This window comes from Bradyrhizobium sp. HKCCYLS3077 (assembly GCF_051167555.1).
In the GTDB taxonomy this organism is placed as follows: domain Bacteria; phylum Pseudomonadota; class Alphaproteobacteria; order Rhizobiales; family Xanthobacteraceae; genus Bradyrhizobium.
Window position 1 is genome coordinate 911,896 of the sequence record NZ_JBNPTH010000002.1, and the last position, 19,390, is coordinate 931,285.

15 protein-coding genes are annotated in these 19,390 nt (G+C 66.7%); 10 read left to right on the forward strand and 5 right to left on the reverse strand.

The features are described from left to right. Positions 1–102: 102 nt before the first annotated feature. From ACQR0Z_RS10340 to ACQR0Z_RS10350, 3 genes are all read left to right on the forward strand, one after another. Positions 103–1,236: an MlaE family ABC transporter permease gene (locus ACQR0Z_RS10340; RefSeq protein ID WP_434859575.1), complete on the forward strand. Its 1,134-nt coding sequence runs from the start codon at positions 103–105 to the stop codon at positions 1,234–1,236. 6 nt (positions 1,237–1,242) lie between these two features. Next, positions 1,243–2,013: an ABC transporter ATP-binding protein gene (locus tag ACQR0Z_RS10345; RefSeq protein ID WP_434859576.1), complete on the forward strand. Its 771-nt coding sequence runs from the start codon at positions 1,243–1,245 to the stop codon at positions 2,011–2,013. 150 nt (positions 2,014–2,163) lie between these two features. Beyond that, positions 2,164–3,045 carry an MlaD family protein gene (locus ACQR0Z_RS10350; RefSeq protein ID WP_434859577.1) on the forward strand — a complete coding sequence of 294 codons (882 nt, stop codon included), beginning with the start codon at positions 2,164–2,166 and terminating at the stop codon, positions 3,043–3,045. 409 nt (positions 3,046–3,454) lie between these two features. On the opposite strand, the gene ACQR0Z_RS10355 is transcribed toward ACQR0Z_RS10350, so the two are convergent. Further along, complete coding sequence (locus tag ACQR0Z_RS10355; RefSeq protein ID WP_434918528.1) at positions 3,455–9,073, reverse strand: methyl-accepting chemotaxis protein; 5,619 nt, start codon at positions 9,071–9,073, stop codon at positions 3,455–3,457. Positions 9,074–9,459: 386 nt separating this feature from the next. Between ACQR0Z_RS10355 and ACQR0Z_RS10360 the strand changes: the two genes are divergently transcribed. After that, positions 9,460–9,834, forward strand: a complete 375-nt coding sequence (locus tag ACQR0Z_RS10360) for an Hpt domain-containing protein (RefSeq protein ID WP_434918529.1) — start codon at positions 9,460–9,462, stop codon at positions 9,832–9,834. 83 nt (positions 9,835–9,917) lie between these two features. After that, positions 9,918–10,238: a 2Fe-2S iron-sulfur cluster-binding protein gene (locus ACQR0Z_RS10365; RefSeq protein WP_012028715.1), complete on the forward strand. Its 321-nt coding sequence runs from the start codon at positions 9,918–9,920 to the stop codon at positions 10,236–10,238. 54 nt (positions 10,239–10,292) lie between these two features. On the opposite strand, the gene ACQR0Z_RS10370 is transcribed toward ACQR0Z_RS10365, so the two are convergent. Beyond that, a complete protein-coding gene (locus tag ACQR0Z_RS10370; RefSeq protein ID WP_434918530.1) occupies positions 10,293–10,760 on the reverse strand; it encodes an acyl-CoA thioesterase in 468 nt (155 codons plus the stop codon). Positions 10,761–10,939: 179 nt separating this feature from the next. Between ACQR0Z_RS10370 and ACQR0Z_RS10375 the strand changes: the two genes are divergently transcribed. Both ACQR0Z_RS10375 and ACQR0Z_RS10380 read left to right on the forward strand, forming a co-directional pair. Next, complete coding sequence (locus ACQR0Z_RS10375; RefSeq protein WP_434879133.1) at positions 10,940–11,968, forward strand: NAD(P)/FAD-dependent oxidoreductase; 1,029 nt, start codon at positions 10,940–10,942, stop codon at positions 11,966–11,968. A gap of 171 nt (positions 11,969–12,139) precedes the next feature. After that, on the forward strand, positions 12,140–12,748 hold the full coding sequence (locus ACQR0Z_RS10380) for a DUF2147 domain-containing protein (RefSeq protein ID WP_434859582.1): 609 nt from the start codon (positions 12,140–12,142) through the stop codon (positions 12,746–12,748). A gap of 712 nt (positions 12,749–13,460) precedes the next feature. Here the strand turns inward: ACQR0Z_RS10380 and ACQR0Z_RS10385 are convergent. Both ACQR0Z_RS10385 and ACQR0Z_RS10390 read right to left on the reverse strand, forming a co-directional pair. After that, positions 13,461–15,413, reverse strand: coding sequence for a hypothetical protein (locus ACQR0Z_RS10385; protein ID WP_434918531.1), 1,953 nt, complete (start codon positions 15,411–15,413; stop codon positions 13,461–13,463). 104 nt (positions 15,414–15,517) lie between these two features. Continuing rightward, complete coding sequence (locus tag ACQR0Z_RS10390) at positions 15,518–16,609, reverse strand: lysylphosphatidylglycerol synthase transmembrane domain-containing protein (RefSeq protein WP_434859584.1); 1,092 nt, start codon at positions 16,607–16,609, stop codon at positions 15,518–15,520. A 391-nt stretch (positions 16,610–17,000) separates the two neighbouring features. On the opposite strand from ACQR0Z_RS10390, the gene ACQR0Z_RS10395 reads away from it, so the two are divergent. Further along, a complete protein-coding gene (locus ACQR0Z_RS10395) occupies positions 17,001–17,507 on the forward strand; it encodes a ferritin-like domain-containing protein (RefSeq protein WP_434859585.1) in 507 nt (168 codons plus the stop codon). Positions 17,508–17,589: 82 nt separating this feature from the next. On the opposite strand, the gene ACQR0Z_RS10400 is transcribed toward ACQR0Z_RS10395, so the two are convergent. Continuing rightward, positions 17,590–18,021 carry a hypothetical protein gene (locus ACQR0Z_RS10400; protein ID WP_434859586.1) on the reverse strand — a complete coding sequence of 144 codons (432 nt, stop codon included), beginning with the start codon at positions 18,019–18,021 and terminating at the stop codon, positions 17,590–17,592. A gap of 48 nt (positions 18,022–18,069) precedes the next feature. On the opposite strand from ACQR0Z_RS10400, the gene ACQR0Z_RS10405 reads away from it, so the two are divergent. Together ACQR0Z_RS10405 and ACQR0Z_RS10410 are read left to right on the forward strand one after the other, a co-directional pair. After that, positions 18,070–18,657: a hypothetical protein gene (locus ACQR0Z_RS10405; RefSeq protein WP_434918728.1), complete on the forward strand. Its 588-nt coding sequence runs from the start codon at positions 18,070–18,072 to the stop codon at positions 18,655–18,657. Positions 18,658–18,745: 88 nt separating this feature from the next. Further along, the gene (locus tag ACQR0Z_RS10410) at positions 18,746–19,333 is read left to right on the forward strand and encodes a YdcF family protein (RefSeq protein ID WP_434918532.1); all 588 of its coding nucleotides are present in this window, start codon (positions 18,746–18,748) and stop codon (positions 19,331–19,333) included. The last annotated feature ends 57 nt before the right edge of the window (positions 19,334–19,390 follow it).

The window sequence follows — 19,390 nt, forward strand, 5'->3', positions numbered from 1 at the left end:
GGGAGCGACTATGGCTGTTGATGGGGGTCTCCGGCAAGGTGGTGGCGACGCGGTGGGATTTTTCTCGTCAAGGAGCGGACATCTGACGTTCCGAGGATTGCTGTGAAGGGCGGCCCCGATCTGCAGAGAAGCGGTGAAGGCAATGCGCTGTCGCTGCGCGCGACCGGCGCCTGGACTGCGCCGTTCGCGCCGTCGCTGGAGCGGCTCGTTGCCGATGCCGAGAAGCTTGCCGGCAAGAAGGTTGATGTCTCCATCGACGTGTCGCAGGTCTCCAAGCTCGATACCTTCGGGGCTTGGCTGATCGAGCGGCTGCGCCGCAGCTTCACCACGGGAACCGTCGAGGCCAGGATCGACGGCCTGTCCGCGAACTACGCCAGCCTCGTTGACGAGGTGCGCCGCGTCAGCGCCGCGCCTGATGGCGATGCGACCACGGTGACCATCACCGGCATGCTCGGGCAGATCGGCCGCAGCGTCGCCGGTATCGTCGGCACGGTGGCCGCGCTGATCGACATGCTCGGCGCCGTGATCGTCGCCAGCGGCCGGGTGCTGATTCATCCCGGCAGCTTCCGTCTGACCTCGACCATCCACCATCTCGAGCAGGTGTGCTGGCGCGCGGTGCCGATCATCGTGCTGATCACCTTCCTGATCGGCTGCATCATCGCCCAGCAGGGCATCTTCCATTTCCGCAGGTTCGGCGCCGACATCTTCGTCGTCGACATGCTGGGCGTGCTGGTGCTGCGCGAGATCGGCGTACTGCTGGTCGCGATCATGATCGCCGGCCGCTCCGGCAGCGCCTACACGGCCGAGCTCGGCTCGATGAAGATGCGCGAGGAGATCGACGCGCTGCGCACCATGGGTTTCGATCCGATCGAGGTGCTGATCCTGCCGCGCATGCTGGCGCTGGTGATCGCGCTGCCGATCCTGTCGTTCCTCGGCGACATCGCCGCGCTCTATGGCGGCGGGCTGGTCGCATGGTTCTATGGCGGCGTCGATCCCGAGGCCTTCCTGCTGCGGCTGCGCGATGCGATCTCGATCGATCACTTCACGGTGGGTCTCCTGAAGGCGCCGGTGATGGCCGCCGTGATCGGCATCGTCGCCTGCGTCGAGGGCTTGGCCGTGCAGGGCAGCGCGGAGTCGCTCGGGCGTCACACTACGTCGTCGGTCGTGAAGGGCATCTTCTTTGTCATCGTGATGGACGGCGTATTCGCGATCTTCTTCGCGGCGGTCGGGATGTGATCTGACATGACGCAGGAGGTCTCCGATCCGATCATCCGCGTGCGCGACGTGACCGTGCAGTTCGGCAAGACGCGCGTGCTCGACGGGCTCGATCTCGACGTCAAGCGCGGCGAGATTCTGGGCTTTGTTGGTCCCTCCGGCGCCGGGAAATCGGTGCTGACCCGGACCATCATCGGCCTGGTGCCAAAGCTGTCGGGAAAGATCGAGGTGTTCGGCGTCGACCTCGATGCCGCCGATCGCGCCGGCCGCCGCGCCGTCGAGCGGCGCTGGGGCGTGCTGTTCCAGCAGGGCGCGCTGTTCTCCTCGCTGACCGTGCGGCAGAACATCCAGTTCCCGGTGCGGGAATATCTCAAGGTCTCGCAGCGGCTGCTCGACGAGATCATGGTCGCCAAGCTGGTGATGGTCGGATTGCGGCCCGATGTTGCCGATCGTTTCCCGAGTGAATTGTCGGGCGGCATGATCAAGCGCGTGGCGCTGGCGCGGGCGCTGGCGCTCGATCCGGAGCTCGTGTTCCTCGACGAGCCGACCTCCGGGCTCGACCCGATCGGGGCAGGCGATTTCGACGAACTGGTGCGCACCCTGCAGCGCACTTTGGGACTGACGGTTTTCATGGTAACCCATGATCTCGACAGCCTTTATACGGCCTGCGACCGCATCGCGGTGCTGGGCGACGGCAAGATCATCGCCGCGGGATCGATGGCCGACATGCAGGCCTCGGAGCATCCGTGGCTGCGGCAGTATTTCCACGGCAAGCGGGCTCGCGCCGTGATGGGGTAGCGTACAGCGCCCCACGGATGAATTTTTGTGAGCGGGAGTGGGGACTTCCGCGACCAAGTTGATGGGGTGGGTGCCGCGGTCCGGCGCCATCCGAGATCGCACGGCGGCGGCTGGGATGTCCGCTGAGACGGGCTTGTACCGGAGTTGGTAATGGAAACGCGGGCGAATTACGTCCTGATCGGATCGTTCACGCTGGCCGTGCTTGCCGCGGCGGTCGGCTTCGTCCTGTGGTTCCAGAGCCTGCACACCACCAAGCAGCGCAGCCCGCTGCGCGTCGTGTTCGAGGGGCCGGCCGCGGGCCTGCGCAACGGCGGCAGTGTCAATTTCAACGGTATCCGCGTCGGCGAGGTGATCTCGGTCAAGCTCGACAATCCGCGCCGCGTCGTGGCGCTGGCAATGGTCGAGAACAACGCTCCGATCCGCAAGGACACGCTGGTCGGCCTCGAGTTCCAGGGTCTCACCGGCGTCGCTGCCATTTCACTGAAAGGCGGCGAGGAAGCCGCGCCGCCGGTGCCGCTCGATGAAGACGGCGTCCCGCTGCTCCGCGCCGATCCGACCCGGCTGCAGGATGTCACCGAGGCGATCCGCGCCACCTTGCAGAACATCAACAAGGTCGTCGCCGACAACCAGGAGGCGGTGAAGAACTCGATCAAGAATCTCGAGGTCTTCACCCAGTCGCTGGCGCGCAACTCCGAGCGCATCGATGGTGTGATGAGCCGCGTCGACGGCATCATGGGCAAGGCGGATACGTTGATGCTCGGCCTCAACACGCTCGCCGGCGGCAAGGACGGCGGCGAGCTGTTCCTGACGGTGAAGTCGATCCGCGAGCTCGCCGAGGATTTCGACAAGCGCTCCGGCGCCCTGATGGCCGATGGCCGGCGGACGCTCTCCGACATCAGCCGCGCCGTGAACAATTTCGATCGCAACCCGACCCGCGTCCTGTTCGGCGCCAGCAGCTCGACCACGAGCCCGAGCAATGCCCAGGCCTCTCAACCCGCGCCCGCCGCGCCGACGACAAGTGGGCGGCGCTGAGGGATTGGCGAGTAGCGAATGCGGCGTAGCGAGGAGGGCGAGCGAGCCCTGACGCTGTGCGCCGCTGGCGTTGGCTTTCTGGTGTTTTGTCTGCTCTGACATCTCCCAGTATCGGCATCGTGCGCCGCCTGCAGGGGGGAGGGTGACACGGAGGTCGCGGCGCGTTCCGTCGTCATCATCAGGGTTGGCGACGATCGCGCGGAGTGGCCGCACCACCTCATCTCGATCATGAACCGCAGCATGATGCCTTTCCGCCAAATCGCTTTGGCGCGGGCGACGGGCTGGCTTGGCCGAAGCCGAAAAGTCTTCATTGCATACCCAAAAGCAGAACGGAGGCCTTTCGGCCTCCGTTCCTTGTCTGTTGCGTGTCGGCTCCTCGCCATCCGCTACTCGCTCTTTCCCCCTCCCGTCACGCCAGCCGTCCGGCGGCGTGGGCGAGGAGGGTGTAGACCAGGCCGGTCTCCGAGGTGAGCTGCGCGCGCAGCGCCTGCGGGTTGCGGTCGTCGCGGGCGACCTCGTCGAGCAGCCGCTCGAACTCGGTGATGTAGCGGTCGACCGTCTGCTTGAAGGTGCGGTCGGCGCGATACTTCCGGGCGACCTCGTCGAACGCCTTCTGGCCGGCCGGGGTGTACAGCCGCTTCGAGAACGCCTTGGTCTCGCCGCGCTGGTAGCGATCCCACATCTCGGCCGCGAGATTGCGGTCCATCAGCCGGGCGATGTCCAGCGACAGCGACTCCAGCGGATTGCCGGGCTGCTGCGGCTGCGCCGGTCCACGGCCGCGCGGCGGGGTCTGGCCGGCCGTGCTGTTGTCGGCGCGGCTCAACAGGTCGGACAGCCAATTGTCGCTGCGCTGATCGGCGACCGGGCCCATCGGCGGCGCCTCGACCCGGCGCGGCGGGGGCGGCGGAGCCGGGGGCTGCATGCCGAGATCCGGCGGCGGCAGGTTGGCGACGCTGGTTGCGGCCGGCTCGCGCAGGCGCATGTCGGGCCGGCCGCCAACGGCAGCGGCGACGACCGGAACCGGCTCTTCCTGGCGCATCACCGCCGCGGGGGCAGCGACCGCCGCGGGACGCGACGGGCTGACCACGTCGAGTCCACGGCCGTGATGGGCGACGATGCGGTTGAGCTCGGCCAGCGCCTCGATCTGGTCGACGATGACCTTGCGCATCTGCGCGGTGCTCTCGGCCGCCTCCTGCGGCATCTCCAGCACGCCGCGGCGCAGCTCGTTGCGGGTGGCGTCGAGCTCGCGCTGCATCTCGGCCGTCATCTGCTTCATGCTCGAGACCAGCGACGCGAACTTCTCGGCCGACTGCTTGAACATCGCATCGGCTTCCTGCGTGCTCTGCTGATAGATCTCCTGCATCTGCTGCGTCGTGAGGCGGCGTTCCTCCTCCGCATTGGTGCGGATGGCCTCGAACTGCCGGCTGAGCGCGGTCGAACCCGCTCCCGCCGTTTCCGCCACGACCCGGGCGATATCGCGCGCCCGCTCCTCGGCGGCCGCCAAGGACTCGTCGAGCAGGGTGGTGAAGCGCGTCAGGCGCTGGTCGAGATCGGCCGTGCGCAGGTCGATGGTGGTGACCAGCGATTCCAGCGTCGTCTTGCGGTCCGAGATCGAGACGGTCGCGTCGCGGTTGCTCTGCTCGACGATGGCGGCGGCCTCGATGAGGGCCTTGCCATGGGCGTCGAACTGGCTCGACAGCGAGTTGAGATCCTCGAGCGCCTTGGTGGTCTTGACGTTGAAGACGCTGAGCTGATCCTCGAGATTCTGCGTCGCGGTGCCGTTGCGCGAGGTGACGTCGTTCATCGCGGTCACGAAGTCGGCGACGCGGGTGACGAGCGCGCGCTCCAGCGAGTTGAGGTTGTCGTGGGCGCCGGTCAGGACCTCCTGCAGCAGGATGTTGCCCTCACGCAGCCGCTCGAACAGCGCCACCGTGTCGGTGCGCAGGATCTTGCTGGTCTCCTGCATCTCGGTGACCGCCGCGACCGACACCTGGCGCGACTGCTCGATCGCAGCACGCGAGGCATGCTCCAGCTCCTTGAGCGACTTGGTGATGGCCGTGGTCGCAACCTCGCTCGCCGAGGTGATCGTGCGGGCGACCTCCGAACCGTTGCCGTTCACGGTCTGCGCGAAGGCCTGGCCGCGGATCTCGATCGCCTTCAACGCGTCGGTGGTCACGCGATCGATTTCGATCGTGAGCTGGTTGGTCTTGGAGTTCAGCGTCTCGACCAGCGTGCCGCGCTTGCCGTCGAGCAGCTGCGACAGCCGCTCGCTCTGCTGCTGGACATAGGTGACGATCTCGTCGGTCTTGCCGGTCATGGCCGAGCCGAACGAGTTGCCCGCGGCGAGCACGGAGCGCTCGATCTCGGTCGAGGTCGACTTCACGCGCGTGGAGACCTCGTTGGAGGCGGCCACCAGCGCGCTCTGCGCGTTCAGCGCGCTGCTCTGGATCGCGTCCGTGGTGTTGGCCGCGACCGCATTGATCGACTTCTCGATCTCGGACGAGATCGCCTTCAACTGGCCCGCGGTATCGGTCGAGGTCGCCGTCAGCACGGTCTGCGCCTCGCGCGCGCCGGCGACGATCACCGCGACCGTCTCGGTGGTGGTCGTCGTCAGCACCGCCTGCGCTTCACGCGCGCTGCCGACAAGCGTGGCGGCGGTGTCGGCCGAGGTCGCGGTCAGCGACATCTGCGCCTGGCGGGCACTGTTGAGGATCGAGGTGGCGGTGTCGGCGCCGACGGACGACAGCGTCCGCTCGACATCGACGGCCAGCGACTTGACGTGCTCGGCAGCCTCGGTCGAGGCGGTCACCAGCTTGGTCTGGACGTCGCGGGCGCTGTCGACGATCACGGCGGCGGTGCTGGTGCCGACCGCGGCGAGCGTGCGCTCGACGTCGGAGGCCAGCGACTTGACGTGGTTGGCGGCTTCCGAGGAGGCGTTGATCAGCGTGGTCTGCGCCTCGCGGGCGCCGCCGGTGATCGTTTCCGCGGTGGTGGTGCCGGCGATCGAGAGCGAACGCTGCACGTCGACGGTCAGCGCCTTGACCTGGTCGGCCGCTTCGCTCGATGCCAACAGCAGGGCCTGCTGGGCCTCGCGCGCGCCGGCCGTGATGGTCTCGGCGGTCTCGTTGCCCGCGCTGGTGAGCGAGCGCTGCACATCGGCCGCGAGCGACTTGACGTGCTCGGCTGCATTCGAAGAAGCCGACACCAGCGTGTTCTGCACCTCGCGCGCGCCGGCGAGAATCGAGGCCGCGGTGGCGGAGCCCGCCGCCGTGAGCGCCTGCTCGACGTCGACCGCGAGCGACCGGACGTGGTTGGCGGCGTCGGAGGAGGCCGACACCAGGGTGTTCTGCGCTTCGCGAGCGCCGGCCAGGATCGACGCTGCGGTGGTCGAGCCCGCCGCCGTGAGGGTGCGCTCGACGTCTGACGACAGCGACTTGATCTGGTTGGCGGTCTCGCCGGAGGCCGTGACCAGCGTCGCCTGGGCCTCGCGGGCGCTGCTCAGGATCGCATCGGCGGCGCCGCTGCCGGCGCTGGAGAGGGCGCGCTCGACCTCGGCGGACGTATTCTTGAGCTGCGAGCCGACATCGGTGGAGACGCTGAGCAGCGACTGCTGCGCCGTGCGCGCGCCGGTCTGGATGGTCTCGCTGGTGTTGACCACGAGGTTGGTCAGGGCGCGTTCGGCGTCCTCGACATGCGACTTGATGCTGGCGGACAGCAACTCGGCGCGGGTCATGAGCTCGTCGCTGGCCTGGCGGCCGCTGCTCTCGATGCGGCCGGCGACCGCCTCGACGCGCGAGCCGAGCAGGTCCTCGAACTGCGACACGCGCTGATCGATCTCGCTGGCGATCGAGCCGACCCGGGTCTCGATGCCCTGATGGATGTCCTGAAAGCGCGCGGTGACGGCTTCGGTCAGCTCGAAGCTGCGGCCGTCTATGATGTTCGACAGGCTGACGATGCGCGCGTCGATGGCTTCGAGCGCCTTGTCGGTGCCGTCCGTCAGCGACGACGTCAGGATGTTGAGGCGGGAATCGATCGACTGGATCGCCTGGGCCGAGCCGTCGGTCAGCGACGTCGTCAGCACGGTCAGCCGCGTGTCGATCGCGCTCAGCACCTGCGCGGCACCGTCGGTCAGGGAGTTGGAGAGGGTGCCGAGGCGGCCTTCGATCGTCGCGGTGACCGAGGTCGCGCGGGTGTCGAAATTCTCCTCGAGCGCCTTCAGCCGGCCATCGACGCTGTCGTCGAAGCTCTTGATCTTCGAGTCGAAGGTGGAATCGAAGCTGCTGATCCGCGCCTGCATGTTGGTTTCGAACTGCGTCAGCCGCTGGTCCAGCGTCGCGGTGATCTCGCCACTGTTGGTCGACAGCCTTGTGTCGAAGGTGTCGACATAGGTCTTGAGATTGTCGGAGATCTCCTGGGTGCGCTGGCCCATGCGCTCGACGATCTCGCCGCCATAGGTCTTCACGGTGCGGTCGAATTCGGTGATGTGCCGCGTGATCAGGGCGCCCAGGGTGGAGCTGTCGCGCGCAAAGCGCTCGGCGAGCTCCGTGCCCTGGTTCTTCACCAGCTCGTCGAAGGCGCTGATCTGCATCGACAGCGTGTCGTGGGTGCTCTCGGTCTGGCTTACGACCTTCGCAACCAGCGAGTTCACGGTCGCGTCCAGCGACTCGCTCGCCTTTTCGCCCGAGGTGACGATGTGGCCGGACAGGCGCTGGCTGGCCTCGTCGATCTTGGTGACGAGATCGCCGCCGCGCAGCTCGAGTTCGAGCAGGAGGGACTCACCCGACGCCTTCAATGAATCATGGACCTGCTCGGTGCGCACCGAGATGCCGTCGACGATCGCCGCCGTGCGCTGCTCGAACTCGCTGGTGATGCGGTCGATGCGCTCGTTGAGCATCTCGTGGACGCGGTCGGACAAATCGGCGAACTCGTCGTGGACGTGGCCGGTCTTGAAGTTGAGGCTGGTCGTCAGCCGCTCGGAGGCGTCGAGCACGGCGCGGGTGGTCTCGGCGCTGGCTTCCTCCAGGCGGTCCAGCAGGTCGCCGCCGCGCTCGCCGAGCGCGAGGATCATGTTGTCGCCGGCGTTGCTGAGGGCTGACGTGATGTGGGCGCCGCGCTCTTCCAGCGCGCCGGTGATGCTCTTGGCGACCTCGTCCACGCGCGAGGCGATCGCGTCCGAGATCAGCGCGATGTCGTGGCGCAGATCGATCTGCACGCCGGAGATGGCGCTGCGGACCTGCTCGGCCTGGCCGACCAGGTTGTCGCGCTGATGCGCGATGTCCTGGAGCAGGGCGCGAATGCGGACCTCGTTGTCGCTATAGGCGCGCTCGAGCGCGGCGACCTCGTTGGCGACCAGCATTTCGAGCTCGCCCGCGCGCGCGATCGCGCGCTCGACGCCGTCGCCCATCGCCGCGACCTCGCGGCGGATGGCCTGGCCGACCGTCACGATCGAATCGCTGACGGCGCCTTCCGGCTCGGAGAAGCGAATCGCGACCTGCGCCATCGACTGCGCGATGATGCGCAGCTCCTGGCCGCGCCAGGCGAGGCTCGCGAGGAAATAGAACAGCAGGACAGGGGCGAAGAACACGGCGGCAAGGCCGGCGAGCACGAGCACGCCGCCGCTCTGGCCGATCAGGGCCTGCAGCGCGGGCAGGAATCCGATGGTCAGCAGGACGCAGCCGACGATCCAGATGCCGGCAAACACGGTGGCCATCGTGTAGACGCCGCGCGACGGGCGGCCCTTCTGGATCGCCTGCAGCAGTTGTCCGATGGTCTCGCGATCGTCATTGGCGGGACGGCGCGCGGCAATCGGCGGCGGCTCGATCTCGTCGAGGCTGGGACCGCGGTCGGCGCCGGGGCGGGCGTCGAACTGCTCGAACCCGCCGCTCGGCATGGCCGGCATCGTCCCCTCAGCGCGCGCCTGGCCCTGCGAGTCCTGGGGCGCGGACGAATCGCTGATGTTCAAAGCCTCCTGAATGGCGGACAGCGCAACTTCAGTCGGGTCTTTGACCTTTTTCGGGGTGTTCGCCATGTTGAGTCCGAGCCCTCGTCTTAATTTCGTTCCGGCGAGCCGCGTACGAGTACCCCCTCGAAGCGCTCGAACCGGACGTCATCCCTCTGCAGGCACCAGGGGTGGCAAATTCCGCCGGGTGACCCACTCCATCCGGGGATCATCCTATTGGCAGTGCCTGTTGAAAGAAATGGTCGTGGTTAAGAGATTCTTAATCATCGTTAACAGCAGCCGCCGTTAACACTTTGATGTTCTGCGAATTCCCGTTTCGGCCGCGATTGGGGCGGACACTGGCCCAAATCGCGGCAAACCCGCGGCAATCGGTCGGTAACGATACATTAACCATTGTCGTGCTTGGCTCACCACAGGGGCGCACAGGATGCGTCCGCCGGACCGGAATAGCCGCCATGACTCCCGACCTGTCACGGATCGAATGGATGCCCTCGCCACCGCTGGTTCCCGATGACGGGCCGATCAGCCTCAACCTGCTGCGGCGGATGACCCTGGGCGACACCGCGCTCGAGCGGGAAGTGCTCGAAATGTTCTCCACCCAGGCCGTCCGCCTGCTGGAGCGGCTGCAGGTCATGCCGGAGGATGCGGCCACCGTCGCCCACACGCTCAAGGGCTCCGCCCGCGCCATCGGCGCCCTCGACGTCGCCGACGCCGCCGAGGGCCTCGAAGCGGCCCTGCGGGAGGGGGATCCCGAGCCTGCCCTGGCCTGGCTCGGCACGGCCGTCGCACAGGCCCGCGCCGCCATTTCGGACATGCTCGCGGCGTCCTGAGCGGCCATCCGCGGCACTAGCGCGGAGCAGGGCGGTCCGTTATAGGACAGCCCGACCTCATTCCCTGCGCAGTACGAGCACACATGGCCAAGATCACCTTTGTCGACCACACCGGCGAATCCCGAACCGTTGACATCGAGAACGGCGCGACCGTGATGGAAGCGGCGATCCGCAACGCCATTCCGGGCATCGAGGCCGAATGTGGCGGCGCCTGCGCCTGCGCGACCTGCCATGTCTATGTCGACGAAGCCTGGCGCGAGAAGGTCGGCCCGCCGACCCCGATGGAAGAGGACATGCTCGATTTCGGCTACGACGTCCGGCCGAATTCGCGCCTCGCCTGCCAGATCAAGGTGTCCGACGAGCTCGACGGCCTCGTCGTCGCGACGCCCGAGCGTCAGGCCTGATCTCCCGCTTTCGGCCTCCCTGCTCACAGCATCTCCCGACTGGCGCCGTCCGGCCTAGGCCGGCGGCGCTGCGATCGTCACGCCGCGGCGCGCCCACGGCTTCAACGCCGCCATGACCTGCGGCGTCAGCGGCGCCGGCTTGCGCGTCACCTCGTCGATGAGCACCATGACCGCCGTGGCCGAGGCCACGCAGCGCCCGTCCGAGAACACGACCTGCTCGCAGGTCACGGATGTCCGCCCCAGCTTCACGACCCCCAGACCCAGCTCGATTGTGCCCGGCCAGCGCAGCTCGGCGCGGAAATGCATGTCGAGCCGCACCATGATCCAGGCGAGCCCATCCTGCAGCAGGCCGTGGCGCGGGTCCTTCATCAGCGTCACCCGGCCGGTCTCGAAATAGGTCGCGTAGACCGCATTGTTGACGTGCTGGTTGGGGTCGAGGTCGCCGAAACGGACATTGTCCGTGAGGCGGTAGGGGAAGTCCTCGAGCACAGGCGTCTGGTCGTGGCGGGCCGTCTCTGTCACCGATTGATCTCCATCATTCCGTCTCTTCTTCAAACCTCGCTAGGCTCCTCGCTGCAAGCCGCCCTCGGCGCGGAGCGGGCCGGCTTTTGTGCCTTCCCTGAAGCCGGGCCGTTGGCTACAAATTCGGAACCGCCATCTGCCGCCATGTTCCGAGCGGCACCTCCAACGAGAAGAGCGACATGAGTGAAGCGATCAAGACCGATGTGCTGATCATTGGCGCGGGTCCCTGCGGACTGTTCGCCGTATTCGAACTGGGGCTGCTCGACATCAAGGCGCATCTGATCGACATCCTCGACAAGGTCGGCGGGCAGTGCGCCGAGCTCTATCCGGAGAAGCCGATCTACGACATTCCAGGCGTGCCGATGGTGACGGGGCAGGGCCTCACCGATCAGCTGATGGAGCAGATCAAGCCGTTCAGTCCGACCTTCCATCTCGGCGAGATGGTCACGAGCGTGGAGAAGATCGGAGATCCCGGCTTTCGCGTTACCACCGACGCGGACAAGGTGTTCGAGTGCAAGGTCGTGGTGATCGCGGCCGGCGGCGGCTCGTTTCAGCCGAAGCGTCCGCCGGTACCGGGCATCGAGGCCTATGAAGGCACTTCGGTGTTCTATGCCGTGCGCAAGATGGAGCAGTTCCGCGACAAGAACGTCGTCATCGTCGGCGGCGGCGACTCCGCGCTCGACTGGACGCTCAATCTGCATCCCATCGCCAAGCGCATCACGCTCATCCATCGCCGCGACGACTTCCGTGCGGCGCCTCACAGTGTCGAGCAGATGCGCGCGCTCGTCGCCTCCGGCAAGATGGATCTGCGCATCGGTCAGGTCACCGCGCTCGAAGGCGCGAACGGCCAGTTGTCCGCAGCGACTATCAAGGGCAACGACAATGCGGTCGAGACCATACCCTGTGAGATGATGCTGCCGTTCTTCGGGCTCACGATGAAGCTCGGTCCCGTCGCCGACTGGGGCATCGCGCTCGAGAACAATCTGATCCCGGTCGAGACGTCGGCGTTCGAGACCAGCGTGCCCGGTATCTTCGCGATCGGCGACATCAACACCTATCCGGGGAAGATCAAGCTGATCCTGTGCGGATTCCACGAGGGGGCGCTGATGGCGCAGAAGGCGCACCGCTACGTGTATCCGGAGAAGCGGCTGGTGTTCCAGTACACGACGTCGTCGTCGAGCCTGCAGAAGAAGCTCGGCGTGAACTAATTTGCTGCTGTGATGGAACCCGGCGCCGCCGGACCAACTCAAATGTGAAGAAATGTTTCCTGCGCGTGCCGGTTTCACCGGCACGCCAGACCTGTTATGGGCTGGAACGGTGCATGAAACGGTCGTACTGTGCGGCCATTCATTTTTTGACTTGGTCAAGGTGAGATGATGATGCGCAATGCGTTTCCCCGACTTCGGCTCGTGTCTCCTGCTGCGACGTTTGCGCTCGGCGCGCTCGTCGTTGCCGGTGCGCTGCTGACGCGGCCGGCGCTGGCGGCAGAGCCGACCGCGGCCGGGCTGTGGCAGAAGGTCGAGGATGGCCGGCCGGTCGGATGGTTCCTGTTCATCGATCATGACGGCGTGTTCGAGGGCGTCATCGCCAAGACGTTTCCGCGTCCGGGCGACAATCCGAACGAGGTCTGCTCGAAATGCGCCGACGACCGCAAGAACGCGCCGATCCTCGGCATCTCCTTCGTGCGCGACATGAAGCGCGAAGGCTTGAAGTACGAAGGCGGCAACGTGCTCAATCCGCGCGACGGCAACATCTGGAAGGCCAACATGAAGGTCAGCCCGGACGGCCAGTCGCTGACCTTGCGCGGCTATCTCGGCTTCTCGCTGCTCGGCAAGGACGAGACCTGGACGCGCCTGCCTGATACCAACATGGCGCAGATCGATCCCGCCATCATCGCCAAGTACTTGCCGGCGCAGGCGACGACCGCGACCGCTCCAGGCGCGAAGCAGGCGCCGCCGATGATGAAGAAGCCGGCGCCGGCGAAGTAGTTCGTCGTCGCACGGCCGAGGCGCGGGTGATGAGCGTCCTGTGCTATCTCGCAGTGACATGATGTCGCGATCTCGCGGCGCATTGCGTCCGAGCTGTGATGAACAGTGACCCCCTCGACGTGAGAGGGCGCAGGGAATGCCGGGTGATGGCCTCACCCATGGCCCGCCTGCGTAAAAAAATGCAGGCGGCAGGTACCACAGGTGCAGCCGGATCAACCGGGCATTCCCTGCGCGATGGCTTTACGGCTTATACGTACTCTCCCCGGGGACCGGGCTGTCTTGCCCCCGTCACGGGTGGATCATCATGACCGCCCGCTTGGCACCAGCGTCGGGATGCCAGGACCATACGACTTCACCGTGCGCCTCCGACCGTTCGTCGGCATGATCGGATCACGCTGCGACCAAAGGCGCCCACCGCATCCCGCACTCCACGCTCGTGACGACCGCGAACCGCCCCTCTCATGAGCACGGGATGCGACATCAGAGCACGAATTCTGGAAAAAAGAAACGAAGAAATGATTCCCGGCGGGACCGGCAGTGCCGATCGTGCTGCGGCAGCAGGCGAATTTCGTTCAGTAACGCCTGCGCTTTTCGGCCCATTCAGCGCTACGCGAAGGCTCGTCGCGTGCCGTGAGACGCCCGACGGGCGACTCAGCATCGGGTGCGAACGATCAGTTCCTCGGCAACGCTCGCGAGCTTGTCGTTCTGCCAACTACTGCCTGACCACCCCCGCCGGCGGCAGCGGCTGCACCGTGACGTTCGCCTCGACGGCATCGAGGCTGAGCACCTGCGCGGCGGCCGGGAAGGCGGCATCGGCCATCGCGGCATGGCCCTCGGCGGTCGGGTGTACGGCGCCGCCATAGACCGCCGACAGCACGCCCCAGCTCGCATCGTGGATGTCCGACGGCTGCATCGCCGCCGGCAGGCCCTGCGGGTAGGTCATCGCCGAGAAGTAGCTGTCATTGGCGTCGCGGATCCAGCGGGCGCGCGGCAGATAGGGGCGATACTCGCTGGCGCCGCGGCCGCACAGCAGCGGCTCGTTGGCGGCGGAGACGATGTTGGAATCGAAACTCTCGCCATTGGCGGCGAAGCATTCGCGGTCGAACGGCGGATCCTGCGGCGAGCGCGCGCAGAAGCCGTGCTGCGCAAAGGCCGGCTGATGCGCATCGACGAAGGTCATGCGATCGGTGCGCGGGTCGCGGCACAGCACGCCCGCGGTGCATTGCGCCAGGCCGGCCAAAGCGGGAAGAAATTCGTTCTCGACGAAGCCCGCGACATTGGCGAGCCGCTGCGGATTGGCATTGAAGGAGGGATGCACCTCGAAGCCGGCGGGACCGCCGGGGCAGGGCGTGCCCGGCCCACTCAGGGCCGGATTGCCGTAGGAGGTGTAGATCACCCGGGAGAGATCGCCGACCATCGGCTTGAGCGCCTCGCGCAGCTTGGCAAAGCCGCGCGGCAGGTCGCGCGCGAGTTCGCTCCGTGACTCGTCCACCGAGCCGATCACGCCGGAGCGCTTGAACAGCGTGCGCTCCGTCGGAGTGTCGACGATGACGTCGGCCACGAGGCCGGAGAAGTTGATGTCGTTGGCGCCGATTGACAACAGGATCAGGTCGAGCCGGCGGTCGGGCTGGCGTCGCTGGGCGGCCGTCAGGGCCTCGCGGAGCTCGCCGATCTGGCCGTTGACGCCGCCGGCGCAGGTCGCCACGGAGCGGCCGGGCGTGCATTCCCGCGCGCGCTGGCTGCCGAACAGGCCATCGGCGATGGTCGCGCCGGTGCAGGCGAGCGGCAGATAGGTGACCGCGACATGCGGATAGCGCACCGCGAGCGCCAGCGCCGTGCGGGTCTGGTAGCTGTAGAGCGAGCGATGGCAGGCGGCGTTGAACCAGATGGCGCTGTGCTTCTGCCAGTTCTGCAGCGTGTCCGGCGCCTCGCAGGCGCGGCCGCCCTTGAAGCCGGCGCGGCTCGGCCGGTAATATTGCGCCGTCGGACCGCCCATATAGGAGCGGAAGCAGAAGCCGTCGTCGGCGAGCGCGATCGGCCGGTCCGGATTGCCCTCGCCGGAGGCGATGCTGTCGCCGAGGCCGGCGATCAGGACGTCGCGTACCTGGATGCCGGTCTGAGCCCGCTGTGTGCCTTCGGGGCTGGTGACATCGACGGTCGCAACGGTCTGGCGGCCGTAGCGGACGCGTAAATTGACCGGCTCGGCGCAGTCGAAGGTGGAGGTCTGCGGTCCATCGCCATCGTCGAACGACCAGGCGCAGGTGGCGCCGACCGGCACCGGGCCGGTCAGCCGCACCGTCACCGGATGGTCGATCGGGGTCAGGTAGCTTTCCTTGACGTTGTCGCGGGTGCAGGGCTCGTTGACGCGGCCGGCGAGATCGATGCAGAGCCGGTTGACGACGTTGCGCGCCCAGCCGCGGCCGTCGCTCTGGATGCCCAGCGCCTGCTCGGCGGCCAGGATCGAGCGGTCACGCGTGCTCTCGACATGCAGCAGAAAGTCGCGCTCCTCACGGAACAGCCGGAAGCGGTTGCGGACCTCCCAGCTGATCTGCAACTGCGGCGCCGCCCCGCCGAACTGCGCGGCGGCCGGGCTGGCGGCCAAAGGGGCAAGCAGGCCCGCCAGCATGCAGGCGGCGAGCATTGAGCGATGGGACATTCGGGTCATACGCAAGGGTTCACGTCAGCGATGCGGCGGAAATAAGAGGGGGACGCGCGAGTTCAACCGGTCGCCGGTCGAACGCGCGCGCCGGACGCGGCGGAATGGTCGGCTCAGCCCTGGGAGTGGCGCTTGATGCGCTGGGGAACGGCTGCCGTCGCGGTGGCGGCGGCGCGCTTGGCGCCAACCTCGTCCGAAACGGCCGCCTGCAGCCGGCGCCGCTCCTGCCAGGGCTTGACGACGTTCAGCCAGAGTTCCCGGATGCCCATGATCGAGATCGCGGTGGCGAACGGGATCACGAAATAAAGCACGCGAAACACCAGCAGCGTGGCCAGCAGCTGCTCGCGGCCGAACTGCGGCAGCGCCACCAGCATCGCGGCGTCGAACACGCCGATGCTGCCGGGCGCATGGCTGGCAAAGCCGAGCAGGGTGGCGAGGATGAACACGACCGAGAGCGACAGGAAGTCGATCGGCGGGTTCGCCGGGACCAGCAGATACATCGCCAGCGCACAGAAGCCGAGATCGACGACGCCGATCAGGATCTGCACCACCGTCAATGGCGCCGACGGCAACACCACCTTCCAGCCGTTCTGGCCGAGCTGGCGGCGGTTCTTGCCGGCATAGATCCAGCCGAGATAGGCGAAGATCGCGCCGAGGATGCCGATCGCGATCAGCTGGTTCACGGCCGGCGGCAACTGGTCCATGGCGGTCGCGGCCGCCGGATGCAGGGTCATGCCGATGCCGAGCACGAACAGATTGCCGAGCCAGAAGGTCAGGCCCGACAGGAAGCAGATCTTGGCGACGTCGATCGCCGACAGGCCGTAGTCCGAATAGATCCGGAAGCGGATCGCGCCGCCCGTGAACACGGTGGCGCCGATATTGTGGCCGATCGAATAGCTGGTGAAGGCGCTCATCGCCGCGATGCGATAGGGCACGTGTTTCTTGCCAATCGTTCGCAGCGCAAAATAGTCATAGAAGGTCAGCGTGCAGAACGCGCCGACCACACACAAGGCCGCGAGTGCAATGTGACCGGGTGGGATTTCGGTCAGCGCGGTCAGGATGACGCCGCCGTCGACGCCCTTCAGCGTGCGGACGAGCGTGGTGATCGCGAAGGCGATGATCGCAAGGCTCGCTGCAATCCCCAGCCGCTTCCAGCCGATCCATTTCTTGAAGCCACGCGACAGCGTGGTCAGCAGGCGCTGCATTCATCCTCCCGGCGGGGCGGCATCAGATCTTTGAAGAAGGGCAAAACCATAGAACGATGTTGGGCGGGCAATCCGTGACAGCCTGTTCCTTAAGCTAAAATACGCGCCTTGTGCAGTCCTTGACTCAGCTCAGCTCCGGCTTGGCTTCGCGGGTCTGTCACACTCCAGTCACATAGCTAGGGCTGCCTCAGTTCGGTCCAATTGGTTACCTGCGACGGCACGCGCCGTCAGCTCACGCAAACGTGCCGCCGTCGGGCGAGGTTCCGGATGCTGTCCGCTGCGATGCCGGAACAACGCGTCCCTCCGCCGGTTAGCCGCACGCGCAAAGCGAACATGGCACACGCGGTCGGGGAGGGACCCGTCATGTTCCGAACCGAAGGACAGGTGGCAAATGGGACTCTTCACCAAGGACATCAAGACGATGAACGATCTGTTCGTTCATCAGCTCCAGGACATCTATTACGCCGAAAACCAGCTCGTCAAAGCGCTGCCCAAGATGGCCGACAAGGCGACCGACCAGCAGCTCAAGCAGGGCTTTCTGACGCATCTGGAGGAGACGCGGACGCATGTGAAGCGGCTCGAGCAGGTGTTCGAGATGCAGGGCCTCTCACCCAAGGCGGTCGACTGCCCGGCCATCGACGGCATCATCGAGGAGGCCGAGGAGGTGGCCGGCGAGGTCGCCGACAAGACCGTGCTCGATGCCGCCCTGATCAATGCCGGCCAGGCCGCCGAGCACTACGAGATCACCCGCTATGGGAGCCTGATCGCCTGGGCCAAGCAGCTCGGCCGCAGCGACTGCGCCGCCGTGCTGCAGAAGACGCTCGACGAGGAGAAGGCGACCGACATGAAGCTGACCAAGCTCGCCGAGACCAGCGTCAATCTGCGCGCCGCGAGCTGATCCGTCGATTGTGAGACAAAACGCCGCGCGGTTGTCCCGCGCGGCGTTTGCATGTCCGGCCGTTCCCGCGACGGCGTTCTGTTCAGCTCTTCCTGAGCGCGAAATTGGCGCCGCAGAATGCCATCAGCGCGCCGAGGCAGAGTGCGGCAAGGCCCGCCAGCACGCCGGCCGCCGAGGGCACCGGGCTCGGGCCGGAGATCGCCTGGCCGATGCCGGCGAGCATCAGCACGCCGACCACGACCAGGAAATTGCGCGCGCGCTGCGGGATCTCACCGGACACCGCGCTGTGCATGATGTTGGCGATGAAATAGCCCGAGGAGAAGCCGACGGTCGCGATCAGCCACCAGGCGATCGCCGAGCCCGCCGGCATGAAGGCTCCGTCGCTCTGCCACAGGCCGCCGAGATCGAGCCCGTAGCGGGCGCCGAGCATGTGCACGGCGAGCGCGAGCAGGATACCTGCGGCCATCGCGCCGGCCAGGATCAGGTGGCGGGGAAAATAGATCGTTTCGCTCATGCCCGGTTTGTAGGATAAGGCGCGCTCCACACGCAACAGGACCGCGCCATTTCCACGCCCGCACCAGCATCCGTTTCCCCCATCGGCTACGCCTACAAGGCGTCGCTGATCGGCTCCGCGCAAGAGTTCGAGCTGACCGAGCAGGGCCTATTGTGGCGGTTCGCCGGCCACGCCGGCCTGTGGCCCTATGCCGACATCGCGTCGATCCGGCTGTCGTACCGGCCGGTATCGATGCAGGCCAAGCGCTTCCGCGCCGAGATCACGCATCGCGACGGCCGGAAGCTGAACGTCATCTCGACCACCTGGCAGACCGTGACCTTGATGGTGCCGCAGAGCGAGATGTACAGGGCCTTCATCATCGCCTTGCACGCGCGGCTTGCGGCCGCCGATAGCACGGCGCGGCTCACCGGTGGCCTCGGCCGCACGGTCTATGCCGCGGCCGTCGCGGTGATGGGCGTGTTGACCGTCGCCATGGCCGCGCTGCTGGTGCGCGCGCTTCTCATCGCGGAATGGTCCGGGGCGCTGTTCCTGATCGGCTTCGCCGCGCTGTTCGCCTGGCAGGTCGGCGGCTTCGTCCTGCGCAACCGGCCGCAGACCTACAGCTTCGCAGAGATCCCGCCCGCGCTGCTGCCCTGATCACGCGGCGACATCGTTGGAGACCGAATGTGACTGCGCGACAGCGGCCGGTCATGCAAGCATGCGCAACTGCCGTTGGAGATGGACGATGCAGGATCGCGCGCTGCGCATGCCAGACGCTGCCGAGATCGCTGCGATCACTGCCCGGCACTTTGCCGATACGTCGCTTCGGCCGGCGGATCTGCTGTTCGTGTTCGGCACAAGGATCGAGGAGGACCTGCGCGCCGAGACGGCAGGCCGGCTGTGGCAGCAGGGCTATTTTCGCCACGCCATCGTCAGCGGCGGCATCACGCCGGGGGCCGATGCTTCCGAATGCACGCTCATCAAGGCCGCCATGGTCAGACGCGGCGTGCCGGCCGAGCGAATCCTCGAGGAGCACCAGGCTCTGAACACCGGCGAGAACGTTGTCTTTTCGCTGCCGGTGATCGAGGCCGTGCTCGGCCTCGCCAACATCCGCAGCGTCATCTGCCTCGGCAACAGCTGGACCGCGCGCCGCTACGCAATGACATTGCAGCGGCACTGGCCGGAGGTGGAGAAGATGCTGCTGACGGTCGATGGTTTCGGCGTGCCGCGCCATTTGTGGCACACGCATCCGGAATTCCGTCGCCGCGTGTTGAGCGAGTGGGACAAGATCGAGAGCTACAAGGCGAGGGGCTTTATTGCGGAGTGGCCGTGATCGGCTTGGGCAGCAGCAACAAAGTCGTCATTGCGATGGCCTGCCCACCATCGTTGC

Bases quoted from the DNA above. Each gene is read 5' to 3' on its own strand.
- ACQR0Z_RS10345 (WP_434859576.1), top strand. From the start codon at position 1,243: ATGACGCAGGAGGTCTCCGATCCGATCATCCGCGTGCGCGACGTGACC.
- ACQR0Z_RS10350 (WP_434859577.1), top strand. From the start codon at position 2,164: ATGGAAACGCGGGCGAATTACGTCCTGATCGGATCGTTCACGCTGGCC.
- ACQR0Z_RS10355 (WP_434918528.1), bottom strand. From the start codon at position 9,073: ATGGCGAACACCCCGAAAAAGGTCAAAGACCCGACTGAAGTTGCGCTG.
- ACQR0Z_RS10360 (WP_434918529.1), top strand. From the start codon at position 9,460: ATGACTCCCGACCTGTCACGGATCGAATGGATGCCCTCGCCACCGCTG.
- ACQR0Z_RS10365 (WP_012028715.1), top strand. From the start codon at position 9,918: ATGGCCAAGATCACCTTTGTCGACCACACCGGCGAATCCCGAACCGTT.
- ACQR0Z_RS10375 (WP_434879133.1), top strand. From the start codon at position 10,940: ATGAGTGAAGCGATCAAGACCGATGTGCTGATCATTGGCGCGGGTCCC.
- ACQR0Z_RS10380 (WP_434859582.1), top strand. From the start codon at position 12,140: ATGCGCAATGCGTTTCCCCGACTTCGGCTCGTGTCTCCTGCTGCGACG.
- ACQR0Z_RS10385 (WP_434918531.1), bottom strand. From the start codon at position 15,413: ATGACCCGAATGTCCCATCGCTCAATGCTCGCCGCCTGCATGCTGGCG.
- ACQR0Z_RS10390 (WP_434859584.1), bottom strand. From the start codon at position 16,609: ATGCAGCGCCTGCTGACCACGCTGTCGCGTGGCTTCAAGAAATGGATC.
- ACQR0Z_RS10395 (WP_434859585.1), top strand. From the start codon at position 17,001: ATGGGACTCTTCACCAAGGACATCAAGACGATGAACGATCTGTTCGTT.
- ACQR0Z_RS10400 (WP_434859586.1), bottom strand. From the start codon at position 18,021: ATGAGCGAAACGATCTATTTTCCCCGCCACCTGATCCTGGCCGGCGCG.
- ACQR0Z_RS10410 (WP_434918532.1), top strand. From the start codon at position 18,746: ATGCAGGATCGCGCGCTGCGCATGCCAGACGCTGCCGAGATCGCTGCG.